The organism is Metabacillus litoralis (assembly GCF_007994985.1).
Lineage (GTDB): Bacteria > Bacillota > Bacilli > Bacillales > Bacillaceae > Metabacillus > Metabacillus litoralis.
In genome coordinates, this window is the sequence record NZ_VOQF01000013.1 from 14,659 (window position 1) to 33,919 (window position 19,261).

Annotated in this window: 21 protein-coding genes; 4 read left to right on the top strand and 17 right to left on the bottom strand. The window is 32.8% G+C overall.

The genetic code is table 11. The annotated features are described in order from the left end of the window. Window positions 1–230 precede the first annotated feature (230 nt). From FS935_RS18155 to FS935_RS18170, 4 genes are all read right to left on the bottom strand, one after another. A complete protein-coding gene (locus FS935_RS18155; protein ID WP_146950164.1) occupies window positions 231–3,422 on the bottom strand; it encodes a DEAD/DEAH box helicase in 3,192 nt (1,063 codons plus the stop codon). A gap of 374 nt (window positions 3,423–3,796) precedes the next feature. Continuing rightward, a complete protein-coding gene (locus FS935_RS18160) occupies window positions 3,797–4,810 on the bottom strand; it encodes a DUF3231 family protein (protein ID WP_146950064.1) in 1,014 nt (337 codons plus the stop codon). Between the two features lie 82 nt (window positions 4,811–4,892). Next, window positions 4,893–5,888, bottom strand: coding sequence for an LLM class flavin-dependent oxidoreductase (locus FS935_RS18165; protein WP_146950065.1), 996 nt, complete (start codon window positions 5,886–5,888; stop codon window positions 4,893–4,895). 26 nt (window positions 5,889–5,914) lie between these two features. Further along, on the bottom strand, window positions 5,915–6,193 hold the full coding sequence (locus FS935_RS18170) for a DUF3219 family protein (protein ID WP_158638645.1): 279 nt from the start codon (window positions 6,191–6,193) through the stop codon (window positions 5,915–5,917). A gap of 161 nt (window positions 6,194–6,354) precedes the next feature. On the opposite strand from FS935_RS18170, the gene FS935_RS18175 reads away from it, so the two are divergent. Next, on the top strand, window positions 6,355–6,879 hold the full coding sequence (locus FS935_RS18175; RefSeq protein ID WP_146950067.1) for a CBO0543 family protein: 525 nt from the start codon (window positions 6,355–6,357) through the stop codon (window positions 6,877–6,879). A 56-nt stretch (window positions 6,880–6,935) separates the two neighbouring features. Here the strand turns inward: FS935_RS18175 and FS935_RS18180 are convergent, their stop codons facing one another. From FS935_RS18180 to FS935_RS18195, 4 genes are all read right to left on the bottom strand, one after another. Beyond that, complete coding sequence (locus FS935_RS18180) at window positions 6,936–8,258, bottom strand: MFS transporter (RefSeq protein WP_240050959.1); 1,323 nt, start codon at window positions 8,256–8,258, stop codon at window positions 6,936–6,938. Between the two features lie 775 nt (window positions 8,259–9,033). Beyond that, window positions 9,034–9,450: a hypothetical protein gene (locus FS935_RS18185; protein WP_146950069.1), complete on the bottom strand. Its 417-nt coding sequence runs from the start codon at window positions 9,448–9,450 to the stop codon at window positions 9,034–9,036. Continuing rightward, window positions 9,447–10,064: a TetR/AcrR family transcriptional regulator gene (locus FS935_RS18190; protein ID WP_146950070.1), complete on the bottom strand. Its 618-nt coding sequence runs from the start codon at window positions 10,062–10,064 to the stop codon at window positions 9,447–9,449. The genes FS935_RS18185 and FS935_RS18190 overlap by 4 nt, the downstream gene beginning before the upstream one ends. A gap of 313 nt (window positions 10,065–10,377) precedes the next feature. Then, window positions 10,378–10,752: a nucleotide excision repair endonuclease gene (locus FS935_RS18195; RefSeq protein WP_146950071.1), complete on the bottom strand. Its 375-nt coding sequence runs from the start codon at window positions 10,750–10,752 to the stop codon at window positions 10,378–10,380. A gap of 302 nt (window positions 10,753–11,054) precedes the next feature. Between FS935_RS18195 and FS935_RS18200 the strand changes: the two genes are divergently transcribed. Then, window positions 11,055–11,564, top strand: coding sequence for an Hsp20/alpha crystallin family protein (locus FS935_RS18200; protein ID WP_146950072.1), 510 nt, complete (start codon window positions 11,055–11,057; stop codon window positions 11,562–11,564). Between the two features lie 14 nt (window positions 11,565–11,578). Beyond that, on the top strand, window positions 11,579–11,890 hold the full coding sequence (locus FS935_RS18205; protein WP_146950073.1) for a spore germination protein: 312 nt from the start codon (window positions 11,579–11,581) through the stop codon (window positions 11,888–11,890). A gap of 54 nt (window positions 11,891–11,944) precedes the next feature. On the opposite strand, the gene FS935_RS18210 is transcribed toward FS935_RS18205, so the two are convergent. Both FS935_RS18210 and FS935_RS18215 read right to left on the bottom strand, forming a co-directional pair. Continuing rightward, on the bottom strand, window positions 11,945–12,211 hold the full coding sequence (locus tag FS935_RS18210; protein ID WP_146950074.1) for a spore germination protein: 267 nt from the start codon (window positions 12,209–12,211) through the stop codon (window positions 11,945–11,947). Window positions 12,212–12,226: 15 nt separating this feature from the next. Then, complete coding sequence (locus FS935_RS18215; RefSeq protein WP_158638646.1) at window positions 12,227–12,598, bottom strand: Hsp20/alpha crystallin family protein; 372 nt, start codon at window positions 12,596–12,598, stop codon at window positions 12,227–12,229. Between the two features lie 224 nt (window positions 12,599–12,822). Here FS935_RS18215 and FS935_RS18220 point away from each other — a divergent pair, with 224 nt between their 5' ends. Beyond that, window positions 12,823–13,860, top strand: coding sequence for a hypothetical protein (locus tag FS935_RS18220; protein ID WP_146950076.1), 1,038 nt, complete (start codon window positions 12,823–12,825; stop codon window positions 13,858–13,860). Window positions 13,861–13,925: 65 nt separating this feature from the next. Here FS935_RS18220 and FS935_RS18225 read toward each other — a convergent pair whose 3' ends face one another. The 7 genes from FS935_RS18225 to FS935_RS18255 all read right to left on the bottom strand — a co-directional run bounded on the left by FS935_RS18225 (window position 13,926) and on the right by FS935_RS18255 (window position 19,246). Then, on the bottom strand, window positions 13,926–14,744 hold the full coding sequence (locus FS935_RS18225) for a cytochrome c oxidase assembly protein (protein ID WP_158638647.1): 819 nt from the start codon (window positions 14,742–14,744) through the stop codon (window positions 13,926–13,928). Window positions 14,745–14,988: 244 nt separating this feature from the next. Beyond that, window positions 14,989–15,831 carry an energy-coupling factor ABC transporter ATP-binding protein gene (locus FS935_RS18230; RefSeq protein ID WP_146950078.1) on the bottom strand — a complete coding sequence of 281 codons (843 nt, stop codon included), beginning with the start codon at window positions 15,829–15,831 and terminating at the stop codon, window positions 14,989–14,991. A gap of 15 nt (window positions 15,832–15,846) precedes the next feature. Next, on the bottom strand, window positions 15,847–16,626 hold the full coding sequence (gene cbiQ, locus FS935_RS18235; protein WP_158638648.1) for a cobalt ECF transporter T component CbiQ: 780 nt from the start codon (window positions 16,624–16,626) through the stop codon (window positions 15,847–15,849). An 8-nt stretch (window positions 16,627–16,634) separates the two neighbouring features. After that, window positions 16,635–16,913, bottom strand: a complete 279-nt coding sequence (locus tag FS935_RS18240) for an energy-coupling factor ABC transporter substrate-binding protein (protein WP_146950080.1) — start codon at window positions 16,911–16,913, stop codon at window positions 16,635–16,637. A 1-nt stretch (window position 16,914) separates the two neighbouring features. Continuing rightward, complete coding sequence (locus tag FS935_RS18245) at window positions 16,915–17,673, bottom strand: energy-coupling factor ABC transporter permease (RefSeq protein WP_439116675.1); 759 nt, start codon at window positions 17,671–17,673, stop codon at window positions 16,915–16,917. A gap of 4 nt (window positions 17,674–17,677) precedes the next feature. Continuing rightward, window positions 17,678–18,340 (bottom strand): 5,6-dimethylbenzimidazole synthase, encoded by a 663-nt coding sequence (gene bluB / locus FS935_RS18250; RefSeq protein WP_146950082.1) that lies wholly within the window; start codon window positions 18,338–18,340, stop codon window positions 17,678–17,680. A gap of 12 nt (window positions 18,341–18,352) precedes the next feature. Beyond that, window positions 18,353–19,246, bottom strand: coding sequence for a GHMP family kinase ATP-binding protein (locus FS935_RS18255; RefSeq protein ID WP_146950083.1), 894 nt, complete (start codon window positions 19,244–19,246; stop codon window positions 18,353–18,355). Window positions 19,247–19,261 lie beyond the last annotated feature (15 nt).

Sequence of the window (19,261 nt, forward strand, 5' to 3'; positions counted from 1 at the left end):
ATTTTTTACCAAGGGTTTGTGGAATATACGCTTTGAAATAGGGAGATATAAAATGATTGACTTATGTGGTTTTGTTGTTGGGGGCAATTAATGAAAACCAAGAAAAATCTGAAAATCTAAGACTAATCAATAAACTTCAAAATAATGACTTACCATACAAAAAAAGAAACAGCACAAGAATGAGTTCTTTGGTACTGTTTCTTAGTGTTTAAATGGGAAATTGTTTTCGTTTAAATTGATAATAGCTCTTTCAGATCTTCTTCTGATAATGTACTTTTACGTTTTTCCTCTGGATTAATGATTTCTTCTACTAAAAGCTTCTTTTTGTTCTGCAGTTCATTGATTTTTTCTTCGATTGTACCTCGAGAAATTAGTTTAATCACCTGAACATCGTTTTTTTGACCGATTCGATGAGCACGATCTGCAGCTTGTTCTTCAACTGCTGGATTCCACCACGTATCATATAATATAACCGTATCTGCACTCATCAAGTTAAGACCTGTTCCGCCAGCTTTTAACGAAATAAGGAAAAAATCTCTTTCACCTTTGTTGTATCGATTACATAACTCTAGTCTTTCATTTGAAGGTGTTTGTCCATCAAGGTAAAAATAGGACAAGCTTTCGGATGTAAGTTCTTTCCCGATCAGCTGAAGCATTTTTGTGAACTGTGAGAAAATCAATACTCTTCTTCCTGAATGTTTTGCTTCATTTACTATTGTCATAAGCTGATCAAATTTTGCTGATCGACCTTGATATCCGTCAATAAATAGCTGTGGATGACAACATATTTGTCTTAGTCGTGTTAAGCCAGCTAAAATTTTTATGCGATTTTTGTGAATGGTATCTTTGTCTAAATGCTTTAATGTATCATGCCGCAGTTTTGCTAAATAAGCTGCATATATCTTTTTTTGTTCAGGATGTAGTTCAGATAATTCGAGTAGCTCCCTTTTTTCAGGAAACTCTGTTAATACATCCTCTTTCATTCTTCTAAGCAAAAATGGTTGGATTCTTCTGGCAACTGCTTTTTTCGATAATTTACTAAAATCCTTAAGACCGAGAAAAAGTTGTGGGAATATGACATGATAGATGGACCATATTTCTTCACGAGAATTTTCGATTGGTGTTCCAGTAAGGGCAAAACGATAATTAGCTTGAAGTCTTTTTACCGCTCTTGCTGTTTGGGTTACTGGATTTTTAAAGGCTTGCGCTTCATCAAAAATGACTGTGTGAAATGTTTGTTGCTCAAACCAATTTATATCTTTTCGGATTAGAGGGTAGGAGGTAATAAAAACATCAATATTTTGCAATTCATTTTGAAGCTTTTCTCTTTCTTGCTTCGTTCCGTCAACAACAATAGCTTCAATTTCAGGAGCAAATTTCATCATTTCACTAAGCCAATTATATGTTAAAGAAGATGGACAAATAATTAAAACGGGTTGTTTTTGCTTCCGGAGCTCAGGTAACTCAGACAAGATAAAGCTAATACTTTGAATTGTTTTCCCAAGTCCCATATCATCTGCTAAAATACCACCAAATCCGTAAAATGCAAGAGTTTTCATCCATTGAAATCCGATCTTTTGATAATCTTTTAAAATTGGTGCAATGCTTTCTGGAAGCTCAAATTGAAGACTGCCAGGGTTTCGAAGCTGGTTTAAAAATTCTTGGAAAGAAGGCTCGAGCATAAAAGCTGAACTGCCTTCAACAGTGTCCAATAGCTGAAGACCTTGCTCGATTGGAAGACTTAATCCGTTTAATAAATCTTTCTTTTCAATTTGTGGTGATTGTAAAAATCGTTGGATTTCCTCGATTTCACTTGTTTCAAGAGAAAGAAGTGAGCCATTTCGTAAGCGGTAATACTTTCGCTTTTCCTCAATAGAGATTAAAATGTCTTTTATCTCTTCAGTTGGAATACCATCAATATCAAATTTGAATTCAAGCCAATTTGTTCGCTCTTTATGAACCTTTACCCTTATCATAGGCTTTGAATTTCCTCTAAAGATTCTGTTCCGAATGGCTGTTGTCGCATAAATTTGGACAAGCTTTTGTAGCTTAGGTAGAACATGTGTCAAAAACTCATATTCTAATTCTTCATTGTGTAGAAAATAGCCACCGTCTGTTTTCGCAAAAGGTATTTCCTCCATTAAATCTAAAATCTTCGCTTCTTTTCCAACATCTCTTACTAAGTACATACCAGCAGGAGATTCTGTATTTTCCAAAGGAGAAATCATTATATGATCATAATGAAATTCAAGTCCAGCAAGAAGACGATTTTTTACGCGATCCAAATAGAGCTTTGCCTTTAATGGTGTTCTCACAAGGAGCTGAGTTATTTCTTCAGATATTGCCACGTCACCTAGCTTTTTTAATCCTGGTATCACTTTTTCTAAAAAGAAACCAAGCTGTTCTTGGAGAATTGGGATGCTCGTTGTATTTGATTTTAGGAGCATGTTATTTAGATCATTAAGGCGTTTACTATCTCTTTGATCAAGCTGATAGAGAATACCTTTACTTAAAACTGAGTGATAGGAATTTAATAAAATCATTTGTTGAATACCTTCAACATTTAATTGAAAATGATTGTTTGTAGATTGTTGGAAATTAAATTGTAAAGGCAGTTTTGTTTTAGTAACATTCAAACCATGAAAAACAACATTGTGGTATTTTAGCTTAACAAATGGTGCCTTTACTAATAAATTCATGACATCTCCCCATGAAGTAGGAGGAATTTCTAGTAATCGTTGGTTTTTTTGTTGGTGAGTTCCTGAATAAATCGTTTCGTTTTGATATATTCCAATGAGTAGCTGGATCACGTCATTTGTTTCCTTATCAAAGCAATGTAGAGTTTGATTATATGTGAACGATTCTGAAAGAGAAAAGTTTGATCCTGTTTGTACACTACTTAGAAATTGTCGAATATTCTTAATTGTTATTCCATCTATTTCAATTTCAATTGCAAGTAATATATCATTTTCAGTAAAAGAAATCGGTTTACATATAAACTCAATATCAATAACCTTTCTAGTTTCAAAGTGTCGTTGATGTCCACTAGATGGTTTAGACTGTTGCTGAAATAATGTGAGTAAGTCATCATTGATTTCATTACCTGATGAATTTTGAGATGTAGAAACTTGCGGAGTATTTTGTTGATGATTCATCAAAGCTAATAAAACAGCAGCAATATGTTGACAATCCTTTGTAAATGAAGCTAATTTAGGACAACTGCAATTTGTATGAATTTCTTCATGTAATCCTTTTTTTATGATCACATGAAAATACTCTGCTCCGCTAACTATAGCTTGACAATGATCTATTGTAAGTTCCTCAAAGTGGACTTTATTTGCTCGATAAAAAGAATCTCCTCTTTTGAAGGAAACTTCACCACACATCTCTTTTATTTTTTTGTGATTGATTGTCATGTTCAACATGTGTTCCACTCCTTCTCAGAAAAGATAAATTTGATCTAAACAATTTATACATTGTATCATATCTCGCTAGAATCAGCTCCTTTTTTCATTTGTGATGGAATAGATCATTTCATATTGTAGAATACTAAATAATGGCGTTAAGCAAATGCCAATTTCAATGTGGAGGGATAAATTTGAATATTCTTTTTAGTTTATTTCCGACTTACATGTTAACGGGGTATCGTATAGCACGTTTAATAAGTAGAATTATCTATCGTTTAAGTGTTCTATTAAAAGTGCCTTCGTTCGCATAAGCTGTTTAGATTATTCACTATCCATGATCGCATTGATACATGAAAAAGGTGAGCAGTTTCTGCTCACCTTTTTTCGAATTATGAATTTTGCTTTGCTATATTAGCTCGATCATCTGCGCCAGGTGGCTGTTCCATCCATTTATTTTTAATTAAAATATTAATTCCATCTTCTGCATATATCCCGATTTCACCCATTAGCCGTAAATACTGAGCAATAATATCTCTCCGTTGTGATACCGATAATGCAGATCCGTAATACCCAACACTCACAGCTATTAGTGAAGCTACGTGAAATAACATGAGCTTATTTGAAAAAGGCGATACCGTTGAATTGGATACTTCTGACGTCCAATTTCTCGGTGAGGGCAAATCACTTTCCATTAAGATCGAGGAGAAAATTCGAATGTGTTTTTTACATATTTTTGCTCCTCTTAGAAAATATTCACGAAGTTCCTTTGATTGTGTAACTTGCGCAAACGCAATTTCTAGATCTACCTTAACGATCGTTTTTTGCATATTATAATAAATATTCCCCATTTCAATCCCATTTAGAGGTCTTCTTTTTCCAAACCATCCTGTTAAATAGCTTTGATTATCGATAACCTCTTGATCATGAGGAGCATTTATAAACGGAGGACGGCTAAAAATTCCTTTATCTAACATGACATCTACTAATTTGTCATATAATTCCATGGCCTCTTTGCCACATTCGGTAAAATACTTTCTTTGATCTTTCCTAACAGCTGAACCAACAGATAAAGAATATCCATTCATACCATGGAGAGTCATAACATACAGATATTGCATCCAAAAAGTTTCTGAAAATAATGGTGGTGCATTAAGATTTACATCATCCATTGTAAATCCAGTTGGAAGTGGATAATTTTCTTCTTTTAATGTATCTGTAATTTTGCTTATATGAGACTTTGATAGTGAGAGAGCATATTCAATTATTGTATAAATATCCTTATCCTTACATGACTCTAAAGCATATGTAAGAACACAAATAGCCATGCTGTCATTCAAATACTGTGTCCATAGTGCAGAGAGTTCTGGACCAGTTAAGCGTACATTGTGCTTCATATCTTCCATAATAGACCTCCAACTATGTGCTCTTGACTCCCTTTGTCTTTGTATAGTTTTTCAAATGATCATTAAATTATACTTTAAAAGGTTAGTTGGAATTTTCAGCTATTAAAGAATAAGATGTTATACGATCTTCTAGCCAATGAGTAATGGTGTTTATCATGATTTCATCTGCTTTGTAATATTGTTGAATTTTTGTAAGCTTCTGAATGACAGCTGAGGGATCACCTATGATCATTTTACTTTTTAATTTTTCTAGTTGCTCCTCTTCTTCGTTTGTTAATTGATATTTTTTTGCCTCTTCTATAGATGGAACTCCTTCATTATCTTCTCCCTTTGCTCGTTGTATAGACCAAATGAGTGAGCTTAATGCGATATCTTCCGCTTTTTGGTTTGTATCAGCACAAACTGCTGAAACAGTTATAATCACTTGTGGTTGCTCTGCATGATTTTCTTGGGAATAAGAATCTAAATAAGCTTGGATAATTTCTTTACTATCATTATTGCTCATAAAGTATCCGAATGCATAAGGTAGTCCATTTTCAGCTGCAAGCTTTGCACTTTTACTACTTGTTCCTAGTAACCATGGTTTAGGTGGAATCTCAGGTAAAGGTGATGCGGTGATTTTGCTATACTCATGATCCACAGGAAAGGACTGTGAAATAAACTGAAGTAGCTCTTTTATATGCTCAGGCATTTTCCATACTTGTTCAAGATAGCGTTCATGTAAAGCATTTGTAGCTTCTGCAGAGCCTCCAGGAGCTCGACCAATTCCTATATCTATCCGATTAGGAAATAATGTTGCCAGCATATTGTATGTTTCTGCAACTTTATAAGGTCTGTAAAAAGGTAATAATACAGCTCCAGAGCCAACTCTAATATGAGAGGTTTTTGCGCAAATATAAGGAATCATTATTTCTGGAGCTGAACAAGCGAGTCCAGGTAAATCATGGTGTTCCGCAATCCAGTAGCGCATATAACCTAATTTTTCGGCAGCTTGAGCTAATCTAACTGAATTGTTTAATGCATCCCTAGCGGATTGGTTACTGGATATAAGTGCTTGATCTATAATACTTAACTTCATACTATGACCACCTTCTTTCATCTTCCTTAGCGTTCTGTAAACGTAACTTTAAAAACACCAACTTGTTCTTTTTTATATAAATTAGTGATTGATGTAGCGTATTGAGTGATTTTTGCTTCAAATAAGAGATTTTTTTGTGGTACTTTAATACTAAACTTATCTTTGTAAAGCATTGTTGTCATATCGTGATATTGATCACTTGATACATTAAATTTGACCGATATTTGCAGCTTTCCAGCTTTTCCATCTTGTTTATAATCTTTTATAGGAAGAATAGTATCGTTTATTATTATTTCATTTATCATTTTCATGCTCCTTTTGTTAAGATTCTATCTACATGATAAAACATCTTTCTTAACAATTAAAATTTGACGAAGTCCAATGTGCGTTTTGGTGTAATTATTTTGGTTGTTTCGCACATAATAAAGATGATTTATAATCTTAGGACACAATGAGGCAGTATATCATGCATACATTAACACACTTAGCTTGTATCTTTTTTGTTTATAAATATGCAAATTTACAGAAATGGAGACTTTATCATTCAACTCTTCTGTATATTTGTGCAGTAAATCTTTTATATAATTTCTTATGTGCTAACTATGACTTATGGAAATATAAACCGGACATCTATTCTAATCATACAATAACAGAAGTAGGAAATAGTGTTATATTACTCCCAGCCATTGCGTTTATCTTTTTATCACATTATCCAGAAAAACAAGGAAATAAGAAGGTATTGTTCTATTTTTTGAAATGGATTGTGTGGTCACTATTAATTGAATCGGTATATGTGTATTTTGGTAAAATAACATTTCATCATGGATATGAATTTTGGATGGAACCTTTTTTTTATTTAATTATGTATACTTTCATTCGCTTACATTATAAAAGACCTTTATTAACATATATTCTTTCTACATTTGTTGTAATTATTTTGTTATTGATTTTTAAAATCCCTGTTAACACGCCGATTGACAATAGACATTAAGCTAATAATAGGGTCAGACCCCATCAAGGAGTCTGACCCTATTTTCGATCTTAATTTTATTTTTTTCTAAAAAAGATTTCTGATTCCCAGCTATTAATTGGATGTGTTCGGTGTTGAGAAGGTTCACTTGTTAACTTTGGAGCACTTTTAGGCTTGTTCGTTTTTTGGGCTGCTTTTTGTAAGGAATCTCTCAGGGGCTGCCATTTTTTTAGAAGTAAAATGCTAATGAATAGAACCGAGCCTAGAGAACCATAAATAAGTACTGGTAGAAACGCTGATTCTTGTGCTAAACCAAGAATTCTTCCACCAGCTGATTTTCCACCTGCCTCACCTAATCCATAAACAACATTAGATAAGGCGAAGAAAAGTCCTATTAATTCAGCCTTGGATAATTGAGAAATTGTGCTATCAATTGTTGGAAGAATCAACATTTCTCCAATAACAAATATAGCTCCACTAAAAATCAAATGTAGAAAAGATTGAGTGAAAAATAAAGAGACAATACCGGCCGTTATAAATACGATGCCAATACTTAGTGCTGAAAGTGGCTCAATTTTGCGAATGATTTTTTTCGTGATGAAGCTTTGTAAAGTGATCACAATTAAGCTGTTAAAAGTCCATATCAAGGCAACATTTTTAGGTTCTGGCAAAATGAATGTTGCTCTTATTGGTAAAGCAATTGAAAGCTGAGCATACAATGACCATATAAATATACTGACAGCACTAAATACAATAAAAGGTTTATTTTGAAAAGCTTCTCGATAAGCACCAACTGGAAGTCCTGGACAAGGAGCATTTCCACACCCCTTAGGAAGGAAAATCCAGCTTTGGATTGCTAAAATGACGTAAATTCCTCCAGCAATCCAAAAAATCATTTTAGATGTTCCAGTTAATAGAAAAAACACAACCAAACCTGCTGAGCCAGTACCTATATTAGCTGCAATTCCTCTTATAGAAAAAGCGGTTGTTTGATTTTCGCTAGAAGCTAAAGCGGCAATTGCTGCTTTCGTGGACGGTGCATTTAAGCCTGTACCTAATCCCATAGTAATAGCTGTTAAGCAGAGAAAGATAAAGTCAGTAAAAAAGCTAAATCCGACAATTCCAAAGGCAGTTATAAGTGCTCCTAATCCAATGATAAAGCCTCTTCCCACTCGATCTGCTAAGATTCCTCCAATAATACTTCCTAGCTGAAAAGCTATAGCGATGCTTGCTAAAATAATCCCGATTTGTCCTACCGTTAAGTCTGCATCAGTTTTTAAAATAATTGGCAGCATTGGTGTCACAATATAAGTACCTAAATGAGAAAGCAAAACACCAAACAAAAGGATTTGTAAAGGGCGTTCAAGCTTTACTAGTTCTTTTAACCCCAAAAGAATCACCTTTTCATTGTTTTTGTACGATGTGATAAACACTATATATACTTAACGTCTCCAAATGAAATATTGATATTCAATATTTCATCGTAGAAACCAATCTACATAACTAATGAAAGTCTATATAAAAAAACAACAGTAATAAACTAACGGGTTCCGTTATGGGAGAGAAAACATAATAATTTCTCCTTAAAAAGTAAAGCAACTAGCACGCTATTTATCACATTAACAGAAAATAAAAAAGCATCGGTCACAATAACCTATTTTCTTCTTATTTTCTGTTAATTTTCTATTCGAATATGTAATTTCCACTAATACCTCGAGTGAAGCTTTCTCAGAGATTCTTTTGTCTACACTCAATACATATTGAAATCCATCCTATTCAATTACTAAGTGGTTAATCCATTTACGGGTTGCGTACTATAAAATGCTTTTTTCGTTATCCAATTTAATTTTTTGATCGATAAGGTTTTCCCTTAAGTTAATCCCATATTTAAGAGGTTGGATAAAAATCTTATAGTGAATTTGAGGTCAGAGGACAATAATTATTGCCCTCTTGTTATTTAGGTTGTTAAAACCGCAATTTCTCCACAAACGCAATAAAAACTCATAGAACGTCGATATAACAATAAAAAGTAAGGACCAAATCGCTATCCGAAATGATCTGTTAAACGAATTACTATGTAATGTTTTATCTCGAATAACGGAACTCGTTAGTAATAAACTGTTTTTTTGTACAAGAAAAAAATGTCGTTTGTGAACGTATGATGGACTTTCATTCTTAACCTTCTGGATATGATAAATCAAGAACTAGCAATGCATCCTTTATTCTTTCTTTAACCATCTTAATTTGTTCAGCTATCCATTCCTTATCAGAGTATTGATATATAATATTCGTTCTTAAGCCTTCTAACATTGAAATTATAAAATCGCGAACGATATGTAATGGATATTGAGGATCAAATTCTCCGTTTTCTACTCCTAAATAAAGGTATTCTGTAAGTGAATTTTTCGTTTGAGAATACTGATTTATACTCACATGATGACTGGTTGTTGGTAACATATTATTATTTTCATCTATCAATTTGTACATGTCACTTTTATAATTATTTAATATTTCATTGATTTTGTTCCAATAGCTGATATCTTTTTTTACATAAATGTCTTCTATATGTTCTTCAAAAAAGATGTTAGTCATTGTGTAAACTCCTCATTATTTTGATTGGTCAATCCATCTGCGATCATATTAATTAAGCTATCAACAACTTTTGGAAAGATGTCTGCTCCAACTTCTTTTTTTAACAGTGGTAGATAGCTTAAGCAACGATGAATACCCATAATAATTTCTGGGTCAATTTTTTTTAACTTACCTTCATTCTGTAATTCTTCTAATAAAGGCAGGAAAGTAAAAAGATCTTGATCAACTAATTTTTTATATTGATCAGCAGGAAGTTTGCGAAATAAATAATCAATTTCATTTCGTTCAATTAAATTTTTATGAAATGGATTCAATTCTAAGTAATCAAAAGTAGCACGGCATATATTAATAATCATCTTTTTTGTATCTTTTGTTGTCATCATTATATCTTTTAGATATAGATTGTATTTTTTCTCTTCAGCTAACCAAATTTCTGAAAATAATTCTTCCTTTGAAGAAAAAAAAGTATAAAAAGACCCTTTTGCAATTGAGCACTCCTCGGTAATATTATCAATACTTGTTTTTCTAAGACCGTTAAGTAAAAATAGTTCTTTCCCTTTACTCATTAATTCTTTTTTTATATTTTCTTTTTCAATATCGTTGAATTTTGGCATAATCCTCACCTTTACTATTATATGACTAAAAATACTATTTTGGTCATATAAATAAAATATCACAATTATCTATTTTTTGTAAATTGTTTTTTTATCTATTTCACTCTATCCGCTTCAAATTAATATTTTTTAAAGATCTCTTGCCAATTATAAAAAGCATAGTGAGAATATTTGATTTATAAAAAATTCATTCCATGAAGATGATTGCGAAAAGTAAGAAAATGGTGATTGATTCGAGGTGTCATTTAAAACCAGCCTATAAAAAAGTGCTAAGATGAATAATTTTCACCTTAGCACTTTTATGTAATCTTTATTATTTATAAAACACTTTGTCCACATTATATTTTGCTTGTAATTTATTAATGAGGTATGTTTCATAAATTTCTCTTTCCATTGGATCCTCTACAAAGCAAACATCGATTCTATTTACTTCATTACGGTGGTCCTTAAGAGGAGATACTGTGTCTTCAAGATGTTTCTTAACTCTTTGTCTAAGTTTCCTAGCTTTACCTACTAAAAGAAGCTCGTCCTTTTTGTTGTAGAAAAGGATGATGCCCCCCTTATCTCTTGGGATTTCATGTAGATCAATAAATCCTTCAATAGACTTTATCTCTGGAGCATTATCATCTTGTGGTTGTTTTCTTTCACTAATAGAAACATCTACTTTTGGTAAATCAATTTTAATCATATATTTTCACATCCTTCTTCCTATCAAGTAAATGTATCAATGATAAAAACAATAGTCAATGGTATCATGTTTATTTATCAGTTTCTTGCTTATAGTTTTTTATTTATCATTTGTTTTTGTATTTCGAAAGAATCCTTTGTAAATTGTCATTATCTTATTACTTCTATATGTTTTCCATTACTATGAAGCGGTTATACACCATTTTGATAAACTTATGAGGTAAAACTTCATTTCCTTTTGAACAATTAGGCACTACCTAGAATAGTCTAGAGTAGCATGTTTAGGAAAGGATTGAATTTTTTATGAATCCAATGGATTTTTTTAATAACAAAAATGGCTTTCCATTTCAAGAAGCACTATCACAACCGCACGTAAATCCTGAGAGCCTTCAAGGGATCAAAAATATGGTGAAGCAATATCAAACCATTTTGAATGATGATTTCTGGGGAGAAATCAATGGATTAAGAAAACATAAAATAAAAAAAGAACCGGTTTTACCTATTGAGTTATGGGAAAACGTTGAACATATATACCTATTGATTGTCTGTCCAGGTTTACCTGATTTACAACATGCACATATTCTGTTTCAAAATGACCAAGAATGTACATTAAAAATTAAAACGAACTCATTAATGCCAGCAAATGATGTAGCTTTATTATCTACTGAGCTGCCACAACAATATGTTGAAAGAGAAATATCCATTGGTAAATCTGTTAATACTTCAGATTATTCATCAAGCTATGAAGATGGTCTTTTAACATATAAGTTTCAAAAAGCAAAAAACACAATAGATATTCCTATTGACTTTTAAAAGGAGTGAATACTATGCCGAAGATTGAAATCAATATCGGGAATTTTAAAGTGTATAGTATAGCAAGTACTTCTTCATTAGTCGTTGGTAAAGGTAATTTTGAGCAATTATCAAGTCAATCGAAAACGACAAACGGAGTTGGAAGTGCTTATGGAGATGGCTCCTATATAAATATGAGCCCTTATCAATCATCAGTAAATGATCCAGACACTATAGATACAACGAAAAATACAGTGCAGAAGTCACAGCCAGCATACTGGTATTATCCTTTATTATATTATCCCGTTACTTATGCTCAACCATTATATCCGATTTATCGTATTTAATTCTGCGAATAGTGGGCAAAAAAAAGCACCCAAGATTGTCTTGAGGTGTACTTTTTAATCTTCTAAACCGAGTGACGATTGTGCGATAGGCATTAACATATCAACACCGTCTGGGTCGAATACATTAGAAGCAACAGGCTGGAAATTGTTGAAATCAAAATCACCAAATGTTTGGCCTGCTATTAGGTTGTTTTTTACTTGACTTTCTAATGATTGAAAAAGAGATTCTCCAACGGCAAAAGCAGCGTTTGTTTCCATTTGATTAATTTTAACTCCGCCAAAAAACACTATTCCTAATGGTTCATTATCTCCAAAAACCATATAAACACATCCTTCTTATTTTTTAATATAAATTTCTAAAATGCCATTATTATAGTTAAACTTGATACTCTGCTTGTCAACTCTGCTATTTAATCTTATTTTTCTGTAAAAAGGTCCTTGATAGATTTCCTGCTGAATAATATTTTTTGTATGTTCTGGTATGTTAGTGAATACTCTCCCCTTAATTTCCAGCATTCCTTTTTCGTCAATAACAATATTTAAATTTTCCTTTTTTACACCTGGAAGACTAAGACGAATATAATAGTGATCATTTGTCTCAAAAAGGTCAGCCCGGGGAGTTCTAACATCTTTTTGTTTGTTGTTGCTTCGCTGATTTCCTTGAGGTTTTCTCTGTATCTCATTTCGACCTTTTTTATCGTAATACATACTAGTACCTCCAATGGAATAAGTATTATATAGAGTATTCATATTTGATGATATATGTGAAGAGTTTTTAGTTTAAGATATTCTCGTGAACTTTGTTGCTGTGACTATCTTGAAAGAAGCATAGAGTTATTTCCTTTTATGCGCAGCATCATGGTTTTAATAGATAACTTGGTCAATTAGGAACAATATCTCAGAAAAGAGCTTTCGTTTAAGGAGTGTTATTGATGCATTCCAATCAATCTAACAATGAACAAATGAAACTTATGCAACAACAGATTGAATTTTTAAAGCAACAAATACAAAATTTAAACTGTAATTCTGATTTCTCCACTATTTATGAGTATTATATAAATGGTATTCAGATTGACAAGGTTAAAGGATCACTTCAATTAGGGCAACTAATTAGTGAGGAGATTCGGGACAGTGAAGGTGTACACAGATTTTATATTGGAGATATAAAGATCACTGAAATTGAAGATTCTGGTACAGTTGGATTAGGTGTTACGGAGAAAATGTCTAATAGAGAAAATAGTGTTTCTGCTGATGACGCTGTTGAAGAAATTGCACAAATTTATCAAAAGATAACTCAGCTTTTGGCAATAGAAGAGCTGCCGAGTTTTTTTGAGAAGTTAAGCAGTAAAAAGTCTGTATTAGTTGCGGTATCGGATAGTTTGGATGAAACTTGGCAATCTAGTGAGAAGTTTTCCCTCTTTTATGAGAAAATATTATCATTATTAAATGACACAATTCATTCTAAATTCAAGCAGGTGGATCAAAAATTAGATGATCGCTTATACTTGGCTTTTGCAGATAGTATTGAAGAAAAGGTTAAAACGTTAGTTGTTATTTCAGCTTTACTACAAGCAGCATTACCAGGTTATTTTAAAAAATACGAAATGGATCTGATGATAAATCAATCCTTTATAAAATCAAAAGTTGATACAATTCACCAAATTTTAGAATTCATCAAAAAGACCTTTCAATTAGAAGAACTTCCAGAGGCTTTTGAAGAATTAGAAGAAGATTCTAAAGTGTTACGATACTATTTTCATTTTGTATTAGCTCCTTTAGTGGATAATAAAGATGTTATTGCTTATTTTCAAAGTTTAAGAGAATATTTAGAGGAAATTGATCCAGTAATCAAGCTATCGATGAAAAACTTGAACTCAGAAGAACGAGCATTTCTTTTCAGTACATTAATCGAATTTATCGATATTTATCAAAAGCATATTGTACTTGAATATTCAATGTTATTGGTGTAAATGATTCGCCCCGCTCATTTACTTAAGAATAATTATTTCATTTAAGAAAAAGGAAAAATTTAGGGTTATATCTTTTTATTCCTAAGAAAACTATATGAAGAAAAAAGCAACAAAGTTAATACTTGGCTTCCTGCTAAGATGCTTCCACCGATTTTCTGTTCTTGTAAAGGTGGATATGGATTAAGAACGTCAAAAAATTCTACCGGAATATCTTCTATCGTTTCTTCTGCAGGTAGACATACGTTTAGAGCTGATTGCAGTAATTCTAGATCATTGTAGATTCCAAATAATTGTTTCTTTGTGATTAGTAGAAAAACGGAGAAACCTAGTAAAATGATCATATTTAATGCTACATAGGTTCTCTTATATTGAATTGAAAATAAATTATCATCATTATACGTGAAAAGAGAAGAATATAATAAGATCGCTGCCAGAAATAATCCTATTAAATATAAATAATTAAGCATGTTACTCATTCTTATCTCATCAAACACACTTGGAATATGGTACATCAAAAATAGCCCATGAAAAAATAGAATGGAAATAATAGGACGTTTTATAATCATGTTCCAATTGTTTATAAAAGGTCTTGTTAGTTTAGATGATAAAATCCCTCTCTTCGCCCCTAAAACAAGCATAGGTGCAACAATGAAAAATAAAATCACCATTTGTATAATATGAGCGCGAAAAATCATCCTAGCTAATATATTTAGAGGCCCTCCTAATGTGAAAGCTAATAAAAGAATCGCAATCACAAACACCACAGACTTTCCTTTTGGATGATTCTTCGGAGTAGGAAGAATAAATAAATAACAAACAATTGTTAACAAAACAAAATAAAAAACTCCCCCGTTCCACTGTGCCGAAAAACTGAAATTGCTCAATAAATCTCCTACCATTACAATCATCCTTTCAGGTGCCTGTCACCACCCGATTTTTCTTGTTTCACAACAAGTTCCACGGGTATAAATAAGTCTCTTATTAAAAGGATAAAGTAAGTTTAGGAAGGCTGGATGTGAGGAATATCACGATTGTGGAGAAAAGGTACTGTTTAAGAGGTAGCTAATTGATAGTAAGTTAATATATTTTATAAAAAAAACCATTCCTAGGATCTATCTAGGAGTGGTTTTATATTGGTAATAAAGAGGACAGCTTTTCTATTAGCTGTTTTTTAGAGATCGGGTATTCGCAAGCTATTGCAGCATGGTGTTTATCTAGTAATTGTTGATAAATTTCTAGAATCATAGGTTGTTCTAAATGACTTTGTTTCAATAACTCTTTATTTTGAAATACTTCAACAGGTGTACCTTGAGCCATTATCGTTCCATTATGTAAGACAATGATTTCATCTGCCCATTCGTATGCTAAATCAACATTGTGAGTGGACAATAAAATTGTTCTATTTTCGTGGTGAATATCCTTTAAAATCCGCATAATTTTCTTTGCATAATAAGGATCAAGACCTGCTGTAGGTTCATCTAAAATCATAAGCTCTGGATTCATTGCAATAATTCCAGCAATCGCAACCCGCTTCTTTTGACCTAAGCTAAGAAAATGTGGTGGTTTTTCCTTTAGATCACCTGTTTCAGTTAACCTAACAGCTTCATTTACAGCCAACTGAATTTCTTCAGCAGATAATCCAAGATTTTTCGGTCCGAATTTAATGTCTTCATAAACACTTGATGAAAATAATTGAGAATCAGGCTGTTGAAAAACAATTCCTACCTTTTGACGAAGTTTTTTTAAATCTGTTCGTGTATATGTTAATTTTGTTTCGTTAAAAAATAAATCTCCGTTTGTTGGCTTTAAAATGCCATTTAATAATAAAAACAAGGTAGATTTCCCCGCACCATTATTACCAATTAATGCAATCTTTTTTCCTTTATCAATACGCAATGATAGATTTTTTAACGCTAGTGTTTTATCTGGATATTCATATGTTATGTTTTCCATTGAAATAATTGTTTTCATGTGCGCCTCCAAAGTTTACCTTGTGAAAATTGAAATGAAAGTAAGAAGTGTGATGCAAAAAACAATAACAAGCGCATGATCTTTTCGATAATTTAAGTTAATTTCTACATCATACAACCCTTCGTCTCCTCCTCGACTATCAATTGCAATTTGAGTTTCCTTTGCAGAACGAAGTGATTTTATTAATAAATTCACAACAAGCATGCTTATAGAAGATAATGATGAACGATAAGTACGGTATCCTAATCGGCTTGTTTGTGCAATATAGATTTCTTGGATATTTGCTAATAGCACAAAAATAAACTGATAAGTAAGCCCTATTAATTCAATAAAAAGCACAGGTAGTTTCATTTTTCGTAATACCCATATTAGTTGATGTAAAGGTGTTGTGATAATTAGAAAATATAAACAACTAACACTGGCTAAAACGGTTGTTATCAGTTGATATGCTTGAGTAAGACTATAAGGACTAATATAAACAATCCACGAGGAGAAGTTCATACTCCAAAAGAAGGTATTTGGCTCGTTAGTAGCGGGCGCAAATGAAAGAATGATTGTGATCATACTTGTTAGTAAAAAGATTGCAGGAATGAACAATAACTTGATATATTGCCTAAATGGTAGTTTAGCAGCAAAAATGATTAACAAGCTCATAGTAAGAAAGGAAAAACCTGTAATGTAAAGATTTTTAGATAAAATAGAAAAAAATAAGAAACTAATTGCCATAATACATTTCTCAGCAGGATGAACATTCTTTAGAGCATTAGTATAGGCGTACTGATCAATCCGTAGCATTGAACTGCTCATGGTTTAGAGGTATATTTCTTTCTAGCTCTTCCAAAGCCAATGACATAGCCAATAATGATGGCTCCTATTGCCGCTTGTAAAGAAAAGAGTAAGCTTTCTGTTTCACCACCTGGAGGTGACCAGAAAGGTTCAAACCATGGTTCATATTCAGGTGCAAGTTCAGTGATAGCTTCCTCTGCCTGTCCATCTGCTCCACCAAATTCAGTGTCCTTTTGAATGAAAAATGGAAATACAGCTAAGATAATGACACATAAAAACAGAAACAGATTTTTCATATTAACTAGCTCCTTTCAAAATCTTAAGCTGATGTAATTCAGGTGAATTATATTTCGTTAAAAGATTCATCACAATGACAGTTAATAAGCCTTCACTAATGGCGATCGGAATTTGTGTTAAGGCAAAAATGCTAGCGAATTTAGTAAATGATCCAAGAAATCCCCCTACTTCAGCAGGAAAAGCTAAAGCTAACTGCATTGACGTTACAAGATAGGTACCTAGATCTCCAAACATTGCAGCAAGAAACACAGCAATGGAAAAAGAAACACCAAGCTTGCGAGTTATGATAAATACTCCAAATACGATAAATGGTCCGATAACAGCCATTGAAAATGCATTTGCCCCTAAAGTCGTAATACCACCGTGTGCTAATAACAATGATTGAAATAATAGTACAATTGTTCCAATAACAGTCATAACAGTTGGACCAAATAAAATGGTTCCTAATCCGACTCCTGTAGGATGTGATGAGCTTCCTGTAACAGAAGGAATTTTTAATGCCGATAACACAAAAGCAAAAGCTGCTGATAATCCAAGCATGACTTTTAATTCTGGATTTTCCTTTAGCTTCTTTTTTATACTTTGCAAACCGAAGAAAATAAATGGAAGTGTTAAACACCACCAAAAAATAGCCCATCCTAACGGTAAAAAACCTTCCATAATATGCATCGCAGCAGCTTCTTTGTACGAATTAAGCCAAAAATAATTTGTTAAGCTAAAAAGTATAAGAAGTGCCGGTAGTTTTATAGTTCTTTTTATCATCTTATTCCTCCGTATTCAGGGTAGGTACTCCCCATGTTTCATAAGAAATCAACCCAGAAAGGTTTCTTCTCTTTTCCCAATTTTCTGTTTCTAAAATGGGTGCTTTAGGGTAGTTTTCTGTATAGCCGATCGAAAGTAATGCTACAGGATCAATATGTGGTGGAATGTTCAAAATATCTCGTATATCTGCTTTCTTATAAAAGCTCACCCATCCCATTGCAACACCCTCAGCACAAGCGGCTAACATCATATTTTGAATCGCACAGGCTGTTGACATGATATCTGTTTCAGGTATCGAGTTCCGCCCAAGAACATGTGAACCACCTCTTGTAGGGTCACATGTCACACAAATGGTATATGGTGCTTCTTTAAGTCCTTCAATCTTTAATGACAAAAACTTTTCTGCTCGGTCATCATTTTCATAATGAATACTAAGTGCTCTTCTTTCCTTTTCAGCTGCCCATGCTAGCTTTTTCTTTACCTTGTCTGATGATATGATAATAAAATTCCATGGCTGCATAAAACCAACAGACGGTGCATGATGAGCTGCTTCAATTAGTTGAAAGAGAATTTTTTCAGGTACTGGAGTTTTTAGAAAACTTCTTATATCTCTTCTCGTTTTAATTACTCGATGAACTACTTCTTTTTCTTCTTTGCTAAACATTCTTTATGACTCCTATACAACAGGTGTTGTAAGATTTTTTAGTTTACTAGAAGTATTTGAGTAAAATCTAGGTGTTAATTGATTTCTAACAGTAAAGGTTTCTAGCTTTTGATAAAAATGCTGAAGGCTTGTCCCATCCACTTCTTTCGGTTCATACAAAATGCCTAAAATTGTTCCACTATGCGCAGTTACTATACCGCCTTGACATAATGAAGATAGGTAATCAATTTCGTTGAACAAAGGTTTTGGAAGGAATTGTTCATTTATTCTTGCACTGATCGTTGCTGCACTTATTATCGAAGGTAAATGTTGATGTTTAATACCAACTTTGACAAGATCATAGGCATTTTTTAAATCTTGAAGCTGTTGTGATGTATACTGAATTTGTTGCTGATTATATAAAACTGTATCAACTGTTCCTCCTAGGTCAAGGCCTATTAAGTGATAAGGTGGGAGCTTACCGAGCTTTTCAATAAGTGTTCCACCTAGATAATCATACGCAACTACATTTTCGTACATCACACCATCTGTTGGTTCTATTTCACTAGCAATCTTTGACATCATTTCCTCTGAAATTAATAGTGAATAACTATCCGCAACAGCTCTCATGCCTGCAACAATATCAGCAGAGCTACTAGCCATTCCTTTGCCTCTTGGTATTGACGAATACATTCGTAAATAGCCACCACTTGGTAAATTAAACATTGTTAATAGCTTCTGACAAGCTACTATCGCTTTTGTAAACAGTTCGTGTCCAATTATTTTATTTTCGTTAAATTGGGGGATAAAGACTGCCTTCGTTTTTAGTTCAGTTATTGGTAACGTTAATAAAAAAGGTTTCTTCTCATAGATTCCTTGAACTAATTCACCAAATGTACCATTGCAATCTCCATAGCCAACTTTCATACCTTATCCCTCAAT